Raw genomic sequence first — 13,531 nt, 5'->3', positions numbered from 1 at the left:
CGCCCGTTTTCTGTGTTAAACTGCCCACGTTTTTCTGCCAGTTTTGGTTGAGGTGCTTCTCTGAATACGCCGGCACAGCTTTCACTGCCACTTTATCTTCCCGATGATGAAACTTTCGCCAGTTTTTATCCGGGCGAGAACCCATCCCTATTAGCCGCGATCCAATCCGCCGTCCGTCAGGAACATGGCAGCTATATCTATTTCTGGTCGCGTGAAGGCGGCGGGCGCAGCCATTTGCTGCATGCGGCCTGCGCCGAGCTTTCGCAGAAGGGGGAAGCGGTGGGCTATGTGCCGCTCGACAAGCGCGCTTACTTCGTGCCTGAAGTATTGGACGGCATGGAACAGCTGGCGCTGGTCTGCATCGACAATATCGAATGCATCGCCGGCGACGAAGAGTGGGAGATGGCGATCTTCAACCTTTACAACCGCATCCTGGAAACCGGCCGCACCCGTTTGTTCATCACCGGGGATCGCCCGCCGCGTCAGCTGAACCTGCGTTTACCTGATTTGGCTTCACGTCTGGACTGGGGGCAGATCTACAAGCTGCAGCCGCTGTCGGACGAAGAGAAGCTGCTGGCGCTGCAGCTGCGCGGCAAACTGCGCGGCTTCGAGCTGCCGGAAGACGTGGGCCGCTTCCTGCTGAAGCGGCTGGATCGCGAGATGCGCACGCTGTTTATGACCCTCGATCAGCTCGATCGCGCCTCGATCACTGCCCAACGCAAGCTCACCATTCCGTTCGTTAAAGAAATTCTGGGGCTGTAGCCGCTACCGTAAAAGAAAGGGCGCAATAGTCCGCGCCCGAATTCGAATTTACAAAATCTCCAGCACCTGCTCCGGTGGCCGGCCGATGCGCGCCTTGCTGCCTTTCACCACGATCGGGCGTTCGATCAGTTTCGGGTTCGCCGTCATCGCCGCCAGCAGTTGCTCTTCGCTCAGGCTGTCGTCCGCCAGCTTCAATTCCTTGTACAGATCTTCTTTTTTGCGCATCAGATCGCGCGCCGATGTGAAGCCCAGTTCTTTCAATAGTTTTTTCAGCTCATCGACCGTAGGGGGCGTATCGAGGTACAGCACTACCTTGGGATCGACACCGTGCTGCTCCAGCAGCGCCAGGGTTTCACGGCTCTTGGAGCAGCGCGGGTTATGGTAAATCGTGACGTTTTTCATGGCGTTCATTCCTTGTTGAATCAGCTGCGCTGGTATTGGCGGAAGCGCTGTTGCAGTTGGCGCAGCTGGTCGATGCGCGCATCGTAGCGCGCCTGTTTCAGGCTGCCGAGTTTCTGCAGCGAGCTGGCATTGCTGAGCAGGCCGATGGCCTGATCGAGCCGGCCGGTCAGCGCCAGGCTTTCGGCGCGGGCCGACAGCTCTTCATCGCGCAGCCCCTGAGCGGCGCTGGCCTGCGCCAGCAGATCCCAGCCGTTCGGATCGTCCGGATGGGCAAAGGTGTAGCGGTTCAGGATCTTCGACGCCTGCGCCGGCTGGTTGCCTTCGACATAGGCGTTGGCCAGATTGAGCTGCAGCACCGGGTTGTTGCTCTGGGCGGCGTTGGCCGCCTGCAGGCGTGCGATGGCCTGCGGCGCGCGTTTCTGACCGAGATCGATGTCGGTCATCAGGTCGATCAGCCAGACGTTTTTCGCATCCTGCGCCAGCATCGGCTGAATGATGTTGCGCGCGTCGTCGTATTTTTTCGCTTCATAGAACAGAATGGCGCGGCCGTATTTGGCGGCCGCCTGTTCGCGCACGTTGCCCTTGCTGAGTGAGCCGAGCAACTCTTCGTTCAGGCCGTAGCCTTCCGAGCTGTACATGCCCAGTGCGCGCACCTTGGCCATCAGGTAATCCTGCGAAGACTGCACGATGTGTTTCGGCATCTGGTTGGCGCGGTTGCGCGCGTCGGAGAGGCGGCTGTCCGGCAGCGGGTGCGTCAGCAGCATTTCCGGCGGCTTGGAGGCGTAGCGCGACTGATCCGAGAGTTTCTGCAGGAAGTCGGGCATCGCTTCCGGATCGAAACCGGCGCGCTGCAGCACCTGAATGCCGATGCGGTCGGCTTCCTGTTCGTTCGATTGGGTAAAGCTGATCATGCCTTGCTGGGTGCCGGCCATGGTGCCGCTCAGCGCCGCCATGCCCATGGTCGGGTTGGCCATCGCCAGCAAAATGGAACCGAGTGCGCCCACCCAGGTCAGCGGGGCGTTGCGCTGCTGATCTTCCATGGCGCGCGCCAGGTGGCGCTGGGTAACGTGCGAGATTTCGTGCGCCAGCACCGAAGCCAGCTGGCTTTCGTTGTCGCTGACGCGAAACAGCGCGGAGTGCAGCACCACGTTGCCGCCGAAGAAGGCGAAGGCGTTGATCTCGTCGTTGCGCACCAGATAGAAATGGAACGGCGTGCGCACCGAATAGGCGCTGGCCACCAGCCGGTTGCCCAACTGATTGATGTACTGGCTCAGCAGCGGATCGTTGATCAGCGGGGCGCTGGCGCGCAGTTGGCGCACATAGAAATCGCCCATCGCCAGCTCTTGTCCGATGCTCAGGGTGCCGCCGGCGGAGGTGCCCATATCCGGCAACTGGTCCTGGCTTTCCGCCTGTGCTGGCGCCAGGGCGGTGGCGTTCAGCGTGCTGAGCAGCAGCACCGCTAACGCGGTTTTGGTCAACCGGTTGGTCATAGTCAGGCGTTTCCCTTAAATAATCATTTCTAAGACGTCAGCAGCAGACAAGAGTTCTTTATTCCCGCGGCGCAATCCGCGCGAAAGTGCGGCGGCTCACAAACCGCGGCGGCGGCACCCATCACATCATAGTCAGCCGCAGGCGACAAGGAAACGTTAGCCGAGCGCGAATCGAGCAAAAAAGTTTTATTTTTCATTTTGAAGGGCGCTTTTTCGTCGCTGGCGACATGCATTTTGAATTAAACGCGGACAAAGTTGATCTGTGTTTTATTGACAGGATAAACGCAGACTCATATAGTCTGCGTTATTGAAGATTCACTGACGGTCGAAAACGGACATATGGCGTACATCACAACCAGCGTTGAATATGGCATCCACTGCCTGCTGTGGCTGGTCGGCGATAACCAGCGCGCACTCAGCAGCCGCGAACTCGCCGAGCTGCAGGGCATCTCCCCCAGCTTTCTGGCCAAGATTTTTCCCAAGCTGGAAAAGGCGGGGATCGTTGCCGCCAGTGAAGGGGTGCGCGGCGGTTACCGGTTGGCCCGTCCGGCGGACGAGATCAGTTTTCTGGAAATTATCGACGCCATCGAGGGGCACAAGCCGCTGTTCGATTGCCAGGAGGTGCGCGGGCGTTGTGCGGTGTTCGATGATTCCCCGCCGGATTGGGCGGTCTCCGGCAAATGCGCTATCCATGCGGTGATGCTGCAGGCGGAGAAGGCGATGCGCGACGCACTGGCGGCGCAGACCCTCGGCGCCGTCGCGGCCCGCTTTGGCCGCAAAGCGCCGCAAGGCTTCTTCGGTGAGGTCAATCTCTGGCTCGACGAACGCATGACGGAACGCACCGCGCGCAGCGGCAAAACGGCGCGCGCCAAGACCTAAGCTCCGCCTTTCCTTAAAGAAAGCAAACACACTTATTCCCGCCTCCTCGGAAGGGGCGGGCGGGCCTTCTGCACCCTGCTACGGGAGCGGAACGGCATCGTTCATCCGAAAACACTGCGGGCACGCCTTATCGCCCGGTTAACCCTGTATGAAGGAGTCATCTCATGACGCAAAAAATAGTGATCGCCGGTTCCGGTTTTGCCGGTTTTTGGGCCGCCGTGTCCGCCATGCGCGCCATTACCCTCGCCGGTAAGCATGACGATATCGAGGTGCTCATGGTCTCGCCGACCCCAACGGTCACCATCCGCCCGCGCCTGTATGAAGCGGTGTTGGAAAACATGAACCCGGACATTTCCGCGCAGCTCGCCGCCGTCGGCGTGCGGCACCTGGCCGGGGTTGTTGAGCGTATCGATGCCGCTGCTAAAACGCTCACGGTGGCGCCGACGGCGGGGGCACCCCTTGAGTTGGCCTACGATCGTTTGGTGTGGGCCACCGGCAGCCGGCTGTCCGTGCCTGCGGTGCCGGGCTTTGCCGAATACGGTTTCAACGTCGATACGCTGGAAAGCGCTCAGCGTTTGGGCGCCCATATCAATGCGCTGGCGGCCAAACCTTCGACGCCTGCGCGCAACACCGCCGTGGTGGTGGGCGCGGGGCTGACCGGGCTGGAGAGCGCGGCGGAGATGCCGCAGCGGCTGCGGGATGCGCTGGGCAAAGACGAGAACGTGCGCGTGGTGATCGTCGATACCGCGCCGGAAGTAGGCGCGGCGATGGGGGCAGAGCCGGGGGCGGTGATACGCCAGGCGTTGGCGGAGTGCGGCGTGGAAGCGCGGGCCGGCCTGCGCGTCTCGGCCATCGACGCTGAGGGAGTGATGCTGTCGAACGGTGAGCGTATCGCTGCCAACACGGTGATCCTGGCGGCGGGCGTGCGGGCGCATCCGCTGACCGAGCAGATCCCTGGCGAGCGCGACGGCAGCGGCCGGGTGATCGGCGATGCCTTCCTGCGCGCGCCGGCGGCGGCGGGCATTTTCGTGACTGGCGATACGGTGAAGGCGGCGACCGACGATCTCGGTAATCACAACCTGATGACCTGCCAGCATGCGATGAGCCTTGGCCGCGTGGCCGGCCACAATGCGGCGGCGGAGCTGGCGGGGTTGCCGACGCATCCGTACAGCCAGCCGAAGTATGTGACCTGCCTGGATTTGGGGCCCTGGGGCGCGCTCTATACCGAAGGCTGGCAGCGCCAGGTGCGCTTTACCCGCCAGGAAGGCAAAAAGATTAAGCAGGAGATCAACACGCAGTGGATTTATCCGCCGGCGGCGGATCGCGAGGCGCTGTTCGCCATCGCCAATCCGGATTTCGTGATTGTGCCTTAAGGTCGTCAAAACGGGAGCGGCAACGTTCCCGTTCTCATTTTCCCAACGGCAGGAACGAGCGTTCCGGCACCACGGTTTTCATCACCAGCGTGGAGCTCAGGCGTTGCACGCCCGGCAGGGCGGAGAGCTTCTCGTCGTAAAGTTGCTGGAAGGCGGGCAGATCGCGGGCGATAACGTGCAGCAGATAGTCGGGATCGCCAAACAACCGCTGTGCCTGCACCACCTGCGGAATGTCCACCATGGCGTTTTCGAAGGTTTCAACGGCGCGGCGATCGCCTTCGCGCATGGTGACGAACACCAGAGCGGAAAAGTTATAGCCCAGGCTGCCGGGATCGAGTTGGGCGCGGTAACCCCTGATCACCCCAGACTCCTCTAATGCCCGCACCCGGCGGTGACAGGGAGACACGCTCAAACCGATCCGCTCGGCCAGCTCGGTCACCGACAACCGGCCGTCGGTCTGCAATTCAGCAAGAATCTTGCGATCAATCTTATCCATTTGGAAAAATTTCCCCGTTTATGCCGATTTAAGGCAAGTAATTGAAAGCACATTTTAACGTCATGAGGATATTCTTGCCATCTGTTGAACGGTTTTGACGGCCCCCGCGGCAGGCGGAGGCCGTTCTTCTTCCACGAGGAAAGCGCAATGGTTCTCTGTTCGGTGTGGCGCGGTGCGTTTGAGAGGGCGCCGGCATGACGCTCGCTCTGTTCGCCGCGTTTTGGGCGGTGTCGATTTTGTTGGTGATCACGCCGGGTATGGATTGGGCCTATGTGATCTCGGCGGGTATTCGCGGTCGGGTGGTAGTGCCCGCCGTCGCCGGTTTGCTGTTTGGCCATTTGTTGATGATTGCGATCGTGGTGGCGGGCGTCGGCGCGCTGCTGGTCGGCAACCCACTGGCGCTGACGGCGCTCACCCTGTTGGGGGCGGCTTACCTCTTGTGGATCGGTTTCAACATGCTGTTGCACCCGCCGGTGCCCGGCGCCGGTGAAGATCAGCGTTCTGATTCCTGGCTGCGCTGGGCCGGCAAAGGCGTGTGTGTCAGCGGGCTGAACCCCAAGGTGTTTCTGCTGTTTCTGGCGCTGCTGCCACAATTTACCGACGCCCGAGCCGAATGGTCGGTGCCGATGCAGATGCTGGCGTTGGGCGTCGTGCATTTGATCAGCTGCGGCCTGGTGTATCTGCTGGTGGGGTTTGGTTCGCAGTCGGTGCTGCGCACGCGTCCGCAGGCCGCAAAGGTGGTGGGGCGCATCTCCGGCGCGGCGATGATCGTCATCGCCCTCGGGCTGCTGGCCGAGCAGGCGCTGAAATAGCATTACCGTCGGTAGATGTCCGGCCGGGCGATCTGCCAGACAAAGTCGGGGCGGTTGATGGCCGAATAGCCCACTTTCTCATAGAGCCAGGGGGCGGTGCTGGTGACCAGCATGACTCGCCTCAGCGTCGCCATCAGCGGATGGGCCTGGCAACATTCCGCCAGCCACAGGCCCAGCCCGCTTTTTTGGAATGTTTCCAGCACGTACACGTCGCACAGATAGCCGAAAGTGGCGTAATCGGTGATCAGCCGGGCGAAACCGATTTGCCTGGCGCCGTGATACAAACCGAAACACAAGCTGTGGGCGAGGGACTGGCGAACGGTTTCTTTATCGATTCCTTCCGCCCATGACGAACGGGTCAGAAAAGCGTGGATGGCATCGAGATCCAGCAGGGCGGGATCGGTGCTGACGAGATAGTCCGCACGCTGCCACTCCAGTGGGGCAGGGGTTGTCATGATGGCTCTTCTCCTGTGCAAGCGTTCAGGTCAGGGTCGCCGTTCAGGCGTGCAGTTCGGCGACCGTCATGGTGAAAATCAGCGTGTCTTCGCCTTCGTTGGCGTACCGATGTGGGCCGTCCGTTTTGGCGACCGCCGAACAGCCCGGCGCAATCATGAGCTCGGTCTGTTCGACGGCAAGGCTCAAGACGCCTCGCTCAACGTGCAGCAGCTCGAAGGTGCCCGTCGGGTGGCCGCCCGATGCATAGGCTTCCCCCGGCGCCATTTCCCACCGCCACAGTTCTATCATGTTCGGGCCTTGGGTGCCCGCGAGCAAACGTGCCAAGCCGCCGCGAGCTTGCACAGGATGGCGATGCAGGGATTGGCGCCAGGGGGGGGGGCAGAACCCGGTTGAGCGCCGAGGCCGAGCGGATGTGGTTCATCCTGGAGAGCCTGCCGGCGATGCCGTTGGCGGCGCTGCACGAGGCGGGCGACGAATTGATTGCCGGTTTACGGCAAATGATGCCCGGCGTCACGCTAGAGCAACGGCTCATCGGCTGCGCCTCGTAACAGGCGTCAGCACTGGCGGCGTACCAAACCGGTGATCAAATCCAGCGCGTCGTCCGCCGCCGCGATTTCGCTTTCGCTGAGCGCCTGCCGTTCGATAAAGCTCTCGATGGCTTCCAGCAGGGAGAAGATGCTGATTTCATCTCCTATCTTGACGACTTCACAAACGCCACGCCCGATAGCCAGACAGATGGCTTCATCAAATTCACACGGTTTGCTGTTCATTTTTCCCCCTACGGCATTTGGGATTATATCGGCCATGCTACCGGTTTTTTCCCGGTGGCTGTCTGACGAAAATCCCATTTTTTCGTTGATGCTGACGGGCGCACGATCGCGGGCATTGGCGAAATTCTGATTTCCTCACCGTGGCCAAATTTCCCTTGTGACCACCGTGCCGGCGCGGTATTGTCGCCAAATGACGACAATACCGCCTCATTGTCCGCATAAAAAATTCATGACGTTATCATCCCTTCATCCCGCTGCCGTGCGGGATTTTTTTATGAGGTTTATCTCAAAGTGCGGATAACCTCGACGCGATCGCTTGCCATGTTCTGGGAATAATCCTAGCTTGAAATAGTCATTTAGGGTTAGCAATCCCTCATGACCTCCTTGTAACACTTGATGCACCAGAACGTTTTCTCCCCCGCTTAGGCGGGGGTTTTTAATGACGTGCATCGGAAAAGGCCGTGAACGTAGAACCGACAGAGTTCGTGACGATAACCAGTTTAAGCATCAGGGGACGGGACAATGAAAAATGATCTGGCGGCGGCGATCGCGATTGGCTGTGTGTTGTTGTTCGCATTGGTGGTCGGTTCGCCCCTTTCTGTCGCTACTTCGCTGTAATCTTCCGCGGCCCCGTTCGGGGCCGCTCATCGAGCCAGTCGCCGCGTCTGCGGATTTTTGCGTCGATCGCCTGCCCGCGCGATAAAATCAGCCAGATCGCTGTTGATGTATGGCGAACTTTGAGTACTCTGAGTGCTTTGCACATCCCGCGTGCGCCCGTTCTATCTATGCTTTAATCAGGCCCATCACAGGAATCGCCATGCCCGCCCGCCAAATCTCAAGGAGCCCGCTCTGATGCTGGAGATGTTATTACAGTGGTACCGCCGCCGCTTCACCGATCCTCAGGCCATCGCGCTGTTGGTGATCCTGGTTGCCGGGTTCCTTATTCTCTATTTTTTGCACGGCATTCTGACCCCGTTGCTGGTTGCCATCGTGCTGGCGTATCTGCTCGAGTGGCCGACCGCGCGCCTGCAGCGCATCGGCTGTTCGCGCACCTGGGCGGCGAGCATCATGCTGCTGGTGTTCTCGGGCGTCGCCATGCTGCTGGTGTTCGTCGTCGCGCCGACCGCCTGGCAGCAGGGCATCAATCTGATGAGCGATCTGCCGGGCATGCTCAATCAGTTCTATAACTTCGCCGCGACGCTGCCGAAGCGTTATCCGGCGCTGGTGGATGCCGGCATCATCGACATGATGGCGGAAAACCTGCGCAGCCGGTTGTCCGGCATGGGCGAATCGGTGGTGAAATTCTCGCTGGCGTCGCTGGTCGGCCTGCTGACGTTGGCTATCTACCTGATCCTGGTGCCGATGATGATGTTCTTCCTGCTGAAGGACAAAGAACAGCTGCTGAACGCGGTGCGCCGCGTGCTGCCGCGCAATCGCGGCCTGGCGGGGCAAGTCTGGAACGAGATGAATCAGCAGATCACCAACTACATTCGCGGCAAAGTGCTGGAGATGGTGATTGTCGGCGTGGCGACTTACCTGGTGTTCGCCGTGTTGGATATGCGCTACTCGCTGCTGCTGGCGGTGCTGGTGGGGTTCTCGGTGCTGATCCCCTACATCGGCGCGGTGCTGGTCACCATACCGGTGGTGGTGGTGGCGCTGTTCCAGTGGGGCGTCGGCGCCGATTTCTGGACGCTGATCGTCGCCTACCTGGTGGTGCAGGGGCTGGACGGCAACCTGTTGGTGCCCATTTTGTTCTCCGAAGCGGTCAACCTGCATCCGCTGGTGATTATCCTGTCGGTGATCGTGTTCGGCGGGATGTGGGGCTTTTGGGGCGTGTTTTTTGCCATACCGCTGGCGACGCTGGTGAAGGCGGTGATCCATGCCTGGCCGGATGAACTGCGGGTCGAGGTGGAAGACAAGGCCGACTGACAGGGAAGAAACGAAGCGCAGCAGGCCGCTGCGCTTCGTGAGAATTACTGCTGCAGGTAGTTCAGAACGATGTCGTGGTGATTGGTGGTTTTGAAATCATCAAACACTTTTTCAATCTTGCCGTTGGCATCGATCAGGAAGCTGATGCGGTGAATGCCGTCGTAGGTCTTGCCCATGAAGGTTTTCTCGCCCCACACGCCAAACTGTTGTGACACCTGATGATCTTCATCAGACAACAGCGTGAAGTTGAGCAGCTCCTTTTCGGCGAAGCGCGACAGTTTTTCCGGTTTGTCGGTGCTGATGCCCAGCACTTCGACGCCGACCTTTTTTAATTCGTCCATGTTGTCCCGCAGGCCGCAGGCTTGCACGGTGCAGCCCGGCGTCATCGCCTTCGGATAGAAATAGACCAATACTCGCTGTCCCTGGAAGTCGGCCAAATTAATTTCCTCACCGTCCTGGTCAGGCAAACTAAATTTCGGCGCTGTGTCACCGGCTTTCAATGGGCTCATCACTACTCTCCATCTTTCTCGTCATGCTGTGGATAGTTCACCACGCTAATACTGCCTTGCGCGTTCAATTCTGTACATAGGCGATGGAAGGCTTGCTCAATATTTGAGGCGTCCCGATCGCCGGAGCTGTGGGCGGTAATTTGGATATACAGCTGCGGCGGCAGGTCGCCGTCCGCCGGCTGTGTGCGCGAGACCAGTTCGGCGATATTCATCTGGCTGGAGTCGAACAGATCGGTAAAGCGTTCGATGATGTGCGGCGAGTCCTTCACTTCCACCTGCACCCACACCGTGGCCGGCATCGGCGGCCTTTCGTGCGAGTTTGTGCGCTTCATCACGATCAGCAGATCCAGCTCCGCGCCTTTTTGCGGCAGGGTGGATTCGATCAGGGTGATGGCGTTCCAACTGCCGGACAGCAGCATGATGAACGTGAACTCCTCTCCCAGCATGGCCAGACGGCTATCTTCGATATTGCATCCGCAACTGCTGACGTGGCGGGTGATGGTATTGACGATTCCGGGGCGGTCGGCGCCGAGCGCGGTAATCACGAGATAGTGTTCGTCTGACTGAGGCAAAATAGCGCTTCCTGTCGTGCTTAATGGGGTTACCATGGTAAACATAAAAAAAACCGCCTGCCAAGCGCTTACAACGCGGTTGTGCGCTTGCTTTTGGATAGGCAGCAAAAGTACCATGAGTGACTTGTTTGTGGAGGGGACGGCCAATGTTTACGGGAAGTATTGTTGCACTGGTTACGCCGATGGACGACAAAGGTGCTGTCGATCGCGCGAGCCTGAAAAAATTGATCGATTATCATGTAGCCAGTGGCACCGCGGCGATCGTTTCCGTAGGGACCACCGGCGAGTCCGCAACGCTTGCCCATGACGAGCACGTTGACGTGGTGCTGCAGACGCTGGAGTTGGCCGACGGCCGCATTCCGGTGATCGCCGGCACCGGCGCCAACGCCACCGCCGAAGCCATCGCGCTCACCACCCGCTTCGCCAACACCGGCGTGGTGGGCTGCCTGACGGTAACGCCGTACTACAATAAGCCGACGCAGGAAGGGCTGTATCAGCACTTCAAGGCGATCGCCGAGAGCACCGAACTGCCGCAGATCCTGTATAACGTGCCTTCGCGCACCGGCTGCGACATGCTGCCGCCGACCATCGCTCGGCTGGCGAAAATCAAGAATATTGTTGCTGTAAAAGAAGCGACGGGGAACTTAAGTCGCGTTAGTCAGATCCAAGTGCTGGTTGACGATGAAGATTTCATTTTGCTGAGCGGCGACGACGCCAGCGGGCTGGACTTCATGCAACTGGGCGGCAAAGGGGTGATTTCCGTGACGGCCAACGTGGCCGCGCGCGAGATGGCGCAACTTTGCGCGCTGGCGGCGCAGGGCAAATTTGCCGAAGCGCGCCGCTTAAATCAGCGCTTGATGCCGTTGCATCAGGATCTATTTGTAGAAGCAAACCCAATTCCGGTGAAGTGGGCCTGTAAGGCGTTGGGATTGATGGCAACCGATACGCTGCGTCTGCCGATGACGCCGTTGAGCGAAGCCGCCCGCCCGGTGGTGGAGCGCGCGCTGAAAAGCGTCGGTTTGCTGTAACTCTAAGGGAAATTTGATGGCTTATTCATTGCAAAAGTCGACGGTAGCAAAAGTAGTGGGCATCTCATTGGTGATGATGCTGGCAGCCTGCAGCAGCGATCAGCGCTACAAGCGCCAGGTCAGCGGCGACGAGGCCTACCTCGACGCGGCTCCGCTCAAGGCGCTGAACGCGCCGTCCGGCATGATCCTGCCGGTGCAGAGCGGCAACTATGACGTGCCGGCCACAACGGTGCAAGGCAACGTCGGCAAGCAGCTGGACATTCGTCCGCCGGTGCAGCCGTTGGCGCTGCTGAGCGGTTCACGCGCGCAATACGCCGGCGACAGCGGCACGCTGCTGCTGGAAAACAGCCCGCAGAACCAGAACCTGTGGTCGCGCGTGGTCAGCCTGCTGCAGGCGAAGAACATCGCGATCGCTTCCCGTCAGGACGCCGGTCAAACCCTGACCACCGACTGGGTGAAGTGGAACCGTCTGGACGAAGACAACCAGTACGAAGGCCGTTATCAGATCAGCGTGCAGCAGCAGGGCTACCAGCAGGCGCTGGTGGTGAAAAGCGTTGGCCTGCAGCAGCAGGGCAAGACCGAACAGGTGACCGATCAGTCTGAGATCCAGCGCTACAACGGCATGATGATCAACACCCTGATCGAAGGTCTGGACAAGCAGGATAACCTGGCGAGCTCCCAGACGGCCAGCCGTTTCGGCGCGCTGGACGTGCAGAGCGGTGCCGATGATACCGGCCTGCCGATGCTGGTGGTGCGCGGCCCGTACACCGTCGTGTGGGATCGCCTGCCGCCGGCGCTCGAAAAACTGGGGATGAAAGTGGGTGACCGCAGCCGTCCGCAGGGCACCGTCGCCGTGACCTACAAGTCCCTGAGCAGCAGCGATTGGGATGCGTTGGGCGTCAAGGATCCTGAGCTGGCGGAAGGGGATTACAAGCTGCAGGTCGGCGATCTCAACAACCGCACCAGCCTGCAATTCATCGATCCGAAAGGCAAACCGCTCACCCAGTCGAAAAACGACGCACTGGTGGCGGCATTCCAGTCTGCCTTCAGCAAAACCAGCGTTAACTAATCAAAAAGGGGCTTCGGCCCCTTTTTGTTTTGTCTATACGGTATCGTTTGCGTCGCAGGTTTGGCACAATAGTGTCCGGCACGCCAAAGAATTCATTAGGTCAATTCTATACCCCCTAATTTCGGGCCGCGCTCGGGAGACAACGGGGATACATCACTGGAGTAAGTAAGATGCAAAAGCTAGCTGAGCTGTATCGCGGAAAGGCAAAAACCGTTTACACCACCGAGAATCCCGATCTGTTGGTGTTGGAGTTCCGCAACGATACGTCAGCACTGGATGGTCAGCGCATTGAGCAGTTCGATCGCAAAGGCATGGTGAACAACAAGTTTAACCATTTCATCATGAGCAAACTGGAAGAAGCCGGCATCCCGACCCAGATGGAGCGTCTGCTGTCCGACAACGAAGTGCTGGTGAAGAAATTGGACATGGTGCCGGTGGAGTGCGTGATCCGCAACCGCGCCGCCGGTTCGCTGGTGAAGCGTCTGGGCATTGAAGAAGGTCTGGTGCTGAACCCGCCGCTGTTCGATCTGTTCCTGAAAAACGACGCCATGCACGATCCGATGGTGAACGAATCCTACTGCGAAACCTTTGGCTGGGTGAGCAAAGAGCATCTGGCGCGCATGCGCGAGCTGAGCTACCGCGCCAACGACGTGTTGACCCAGCTGTTCGACGACGCCGGCCTGATCCTGGTCGACTTCAAACTGGAGTTCGGTCTGTTCAACGGTGAAGTGGTGCTGGGCGATGAGTTCTCGCCGGACGGCAGCCGCCTGTGGGACAAAAACACCCTGGACAAGATGGACAAAGACCGTTTCCGTCAAAGCCTGGGCGGCCTGATCGAAGCCTACGAAGAAGTGGCGCGCCGCATCGGCGTGAAACTCGACTAAGCGTCGGCACCGCCATTCGGGGCGATCCGGCCGGATCGTCCCGCTATTCTGCGTTTTTCCAGAAAATTTCTACATTTCCTCCGCGGCAGACCATTTATAA

General features: G+C 59.6%; 15 protein-coding genes and 2 pseudogenes. 9 read left to right on the top strand and 8 right to left on the bottom strand.

Features of this window, described 5'->3' with window-relative positions; translation table 11 throughout:
* Positions 1-60: 60 nt before the first annotated feature.
* Positions 61-762, top strand: coding sequence for a DnaA inactivator Hda (hda, locus tag ACJ8OK_RS15665; protein WP_025159568.1), 702 nt, complete (start codon positions 61-63; stop codon positions 760-762).
* Positions 763-810: 48 nt separating this feature from the next.
* Here hda and arsC read toward each other — a convergent pair whose 3' ends face one another.
* On the bottom strand, positions 811-1,164 hold the full coding sequence (gene arsC / locus ACJ8OK_RS15660; protein ID WP_015378717.1) for an arsenate reductase (glutaredoxin): 354 nt from the start codon (positions 1,162-1,164) through the stop codon (positions 811-813).
* 20 nt (positions 1,165-1,184) lie between these two features.
* Entirely contained in the window at positions 1,185-2,654 is a 1,470-nt protein-coding gene (locus ACJ8OK_RS15655) for a beta-barrel assembly-enhancing protease (RefSeq protein WP_033632402.1), read from the bottom strand.
* Between the two features lie 339 nt (positions 2,655-2,993).
* On the opposite strand from ACJ8OK_RS15655, the gene ACJ8OK_RS15650 reads away from it, so the two are divergent.
* Positions 2,994-3,533: an RrF2 family transcriptional regulator gene (locus ACJ8OK_RS15650; RefSeq protein ID WP_004941666.1), complete on the top strand. Its 540-nt coding sequence runs from the start codon at positions 2,994-2,996 to the stop codon at positions 3,531-3,533.
* A 164-nt stretch (positions 3,534-3,697) separates the two neighbouring features.
* Positions 3,698-4,906 carry an NAD(P)/FAD-dependent oxidoreductase gene (locus ACJ8OK_RS15645; RefSeq protein WP_306403637.1) on the top strand — a complete coding sequence of 403 codons (1,209 nt, stop codon included), beginning with the start codon at positions 3,698-3,700 and terminating at the stop codon, positions 4,904-4,906.
* A gap of 34 nt (positions 4,907-4,940) precedes the next feature.
* Here ACJ8OK_RS15645 and ACJ8OK_RS15640 read toward each other — a convergent pair whose 3' ends face one another.
* On the bottom strand, positions 4,941-5,402 hold the full coding sequence (locus ACJ8OK_RS15640) for an Lrp/AsnC family transcriptional regulator (RefSeq protein WP_021504394.1): 462 nt from the start codon (positions 5,400-5,402) through the stop codon (positions 4,941-4,943).
* A gap of 194 nt (positions 5,403-5,596) precedes the next feature.
* Here ACJ8OK_RS15640 and ACJ8OK_RS15635 point away from each other — a divergent pair, with 194 nt between their 5' ends.
* Positions 5,597-6,214, top strand: coding sequence for a LysE family translocator (locus ACJ8OK_RS15635; RefSeq protein ID WP_004941674.1), 618 nt, complete (start codon positions 5,597-5,599; stop codon positions 6,212-6,214).
* A 2-nt stretch (positions 6,215-6,216) separates the two neighbouring features.
* Here ACJ8OK_RS15635 and ACJ8OK_RS15630 read toward each other — a convergent pair whose 3' ends face one another.
* The gene (locus ACJ8OK_RS15630; RefSeq protein ID WP_049242895.1) at positions 6,217-6,669 is read right to left on the bottom strand and encodes a GNAT family N-acetyltransferase; all 453 of its coding nucleotides are present in this window, start codon (positions 6,667-6,669) and stop codon (positions 6,217-6,219) included.
* A gap of 43 nt (positions 6,670-6,712) precedes the next feature.
* Positions 6,713-7,000, bottom strand: a pseudogene (locus ACJ8OK_RS15625) (cupin domain-containing protein); the annotation flags it as partial.
* 38 nt (positions 7,001-7,038) lie between these two features.
* Between ACJ8OK_RS15625 and ACJ8OK_RS15620 the strand changes: the two are divergent.
* Positions 7,039-7,218: pseudogene (locus tag ACJ8OK_RS15620) on the top strand (hypothetical protein); the annotation flags it as partial.
* A 6-nt stretch (positions 7,219-7,224) separates the two neighbouring features.
* Here ACJ8OK_RS15620 and ACJ8OK_RS15615 read toward each other — a convergent pair.
* Complete coding sequence (locus ACJ8OK_RS15615; protein ID WP_004941687.1) at positions 7,225-7,440, bottom strand: hypothetical protein; 216 nt, start codon at positions 7,438-7,440, stop codon at positions 7,225-7,227.
* Positions 7,441-8,292: 852 nt separating this feature from the next.
* Here ACJ8OK_RS15615 and ACJ8OK_RS15610 point away from each other — a divergent pair.
* A complete protein-coding gene (locus ACJ8OK_RS15610; protein WP_015378710.1) occupies positions 8,293-9,369 on the top strand; it encodes an AI-2E family transporter in 1,077 nt (358 codons plus the stop codon).
* A gap of 44 nt (positions 9,370-9,413) precedes the next feature.
* On the opposite strand, the gene bcp is transcribed toward ACJ8OK_RS15610, so the two are convergent.
* Together bcp and ACJ8OK_RS15600 are read right to left on the bottom strand one after the other, a co-directional pair.
* Positions 9,414-9,878 carry a thioredoxin-dependent thiol peroxidase gene (gene bcp, locus ACJ8OK_RS15605; protein WP_015378709.1) on the bottom strand — a complete coding sequence of 155 codons (465 nt, stop codon included), beginning with the start codon at positions 9,876-9,878 and terminating at the stop codon, positions 9,414-9,416.
* A 2-nt stretch (positions 9,879-9,880) separates the two neighbouring features.
* A complete protein-coding gene (locus ACJ8OK_RS15600; RefSeq protein ID WP_369783268.1) occupies positions 9,881-10,486 on the bottom strand; it encodes a glycine cleavage system transcriptional repressor in 606 nt (201 codons plus the stop codon).
* Positions 10,487-10,596: 110 nt separating this feature from the next.
* On the opposite strand from ACJ8OK_RS15600, the gene dapA reads away from it, so the two are divergent.
* The 3 genes from dapA to purC all read left to right on the top strand — a co-directional run bounded on the left by dapA (position 10,597) and on the right by purC (position 13,431).
* A complete protein-coding gene (gene dapA / locus ACJ8OK_RS15595) occupies positions 10,597-11,478 on the top strand; it encodes a 4-hydroxy-tetrahydrodipicolinate synthase (protein WP_029988781.1) in 882 nt (293 codons plus the stop codon).
* Positions 11,479-11,494: 16 nt separating this feature from the next.
* Positions 11,495-12,547: an outer membrane protein assembly factor BamC gene (gene bamC / locus ACJ8OK_RS15590; RefSeq protein ID WP_033632406.1), complete on the top strand. Its 1,053-nt coding sequence runs from the start codon at positions 11,495-11,497 to the stop codon at positions 12,545-12,547.
* Positions 12,548-12,717: 170 nt separating this feature from the next.
* Positions 12,718-13,431, top strand: coding sequence for a phosphoribosylaminoimidazolesuccinocarboxamide synthase (purC, locus tag ACJ8OK_RS15585; protein ID WP_004941708.1), 714 nt, complete (start codon positions 12,718-12,720; stop codon positions 13,429-13,431).
* Positions 13,432-13,531: the final 100 nt, after the last annotated feature.

Source organism: Serratia sp. CY71090 (assembly GCF_052166845.1).
Classification (GTDB): Bacteria; Pseudomonadota; Gammaproteobacteria; order Enterobacterales; family Enterobacteriaceae; genus Serratia; species Serratia nematodiphila.
The sequence above is the reverse complement of the archived record's forward strand: the minus strand, read 5'-3'. Positions and strand labels throughout refer to the sequence as shown.

Bases quoted from the DNA above. Each gene is read 5' to 3' on its own strand.
- purC (WP_004941708.1), top strand. From the start codon at position 12,718: ATGCAAAAGCTAGCTGAGCTGTATCGCGGAAAGGCAAAAACCGTTTAC.
- ACJ8OK_RS15610 (WP_015378710.1), top strand. From the start codon at position 8,293: ATGCTGGAGATGTTATTACAGTGGTACCGCCGCCGCTTCACCGATCCT.
- ACJ8OK_RS15635 (WP_004941674.1), top strand. From the start codon at position 5,597: ATGACGCTCGCTCTGTTCGCCGCGTTTTGGGCGGTGTCGATTTTGTTG.
- ACJ8OK_RS15630 (WP_049242895.1), bottom strand. From the start codon at position 6,669: ATGACAACCCCTGCCCCACTGGAGTGGCAGCGTGCGGACTATCTCGTC.
- arsC (WP_015378717.1), bottom strand. From the start codon at position 1,164: ATGAAAAACGTCACGATTTACCATAACCCGCGCTGCTCCAAGAGCCGT.
- ACJ8OK_RS15645 (WP_306403637.1), top strand. From the start codon at position 3,698: ATGACGCAAAAAATAGTGATCGCCGGTTCCGGTTTTGCCGGTTTTTGG.
- dapA (WP_029988781.1), top strand. From the start codon at position 10,597: ATGTTTACGGGAAGTATTGTTGCACTGGTTACGCCGATGGACGACAAA.
- ACJ8OK_RS15640 (WP_021504394.1), bottom strand. From the start codon at position 5,402: ATGGATAAGATTGATCGCAAGATTCTTGCTGAATTGCAGACCGACGGC.
- ACJ8OK_RS15615 (WP_004941687.1), bottom strand. From the start codon at position 7,440: ATGAACAGCAAACCGTGTGAATTTGATGAAGCCATCTGTCTGGCTATC.
- ACJ8OK_RS15655 (WP_033632402.1), bottom strand. From the start codon at position 2,654: ATGACCAACCGGTTGACCAAAACCGCGTTAGCGGTGCTGCTGCTCAGC.
- ACJ8OK_RS15650 (WP_004941666.1), top strand. From the start codon at position 2,994: ATGGCGTACATCACAACCAGCGTTGAATATGGCATCCACTGCCTGCTG.
- bcp (WP_015378709.1), bottom strand. From the start codon at position 9,878: ATGAGCCCATTGAAAGCCGGTGACACAGCGCCGAAATTTAGTTTGCCT.
- ACJ8OK_RS15600 (WP_369783268.1), bottom strand. From the start codon at position 10,486: ATGGTAACCCCATTAAGCACGACAGGAAGCGCTATTTTGCCTCAGTCA.
- bamC (WP_033632406.1), top strand. From the start codon at position 11,495: ATGGCTTATTCATTGCAAAAGTCGACGGTAGCAAAAGTAGTGGGCATC.